This window comes from Streptococcus oralis, assembly GCF_001075875.1.
Lineage (GTDB): Bacteria > Bacillota > Bacilli > Lactobacillales > Streptococcaceae > Streptococcus > Streptococcus oralis_I.
The window spans coordinates 1-371 of sequence record NZ_JUOS01000205.1; the positions used below are offsets into that span (position 1 = coordinate 1).

1 pseudogene is annotated in these 371 nt (G+C 40.7%); it reads right to left on the reverse strand.

What is annotated here, in order from left to right:
* Positions 1 to 371, reverse strand: a pseudogene (locus ADM33_RS10395) (tagatose-bisphosphate aldolase); the annotation flags it as partial.

Sequence of the window (371 nt, forward strand, 5' to 3'; positions counted from 1 at the left end):
CCAAAGCCTTCAACGTATTTCACGTTAACTGGAACTTCTACTTTCAAGACATCGATGTTGAAACGTGGATCTGAGAAGACTTTCATAGCACCGATAACCTTGTGTGGTTTTACTTTAGCGTATTCTGCAGAACCTGCGTCAGCAATCTTTTCATCGTAAGCAAGAATTTCAAGGAAGAATGGAATATCTTCTGCCACACACTCAGAACCAATACGTTCGATATAGGCTTGTTTTTGTTGGTTAAGTTCGTCAGAGCTATCTACGTCATAGTAAAGCAAGAACTTAACAGCATCTGCACCTTGTTCTTTGATACGTTTTGCAGACCAAACATCCAAGCAGTCTGGCAAACGTTTTGTGCTTGTTGTGTCGTA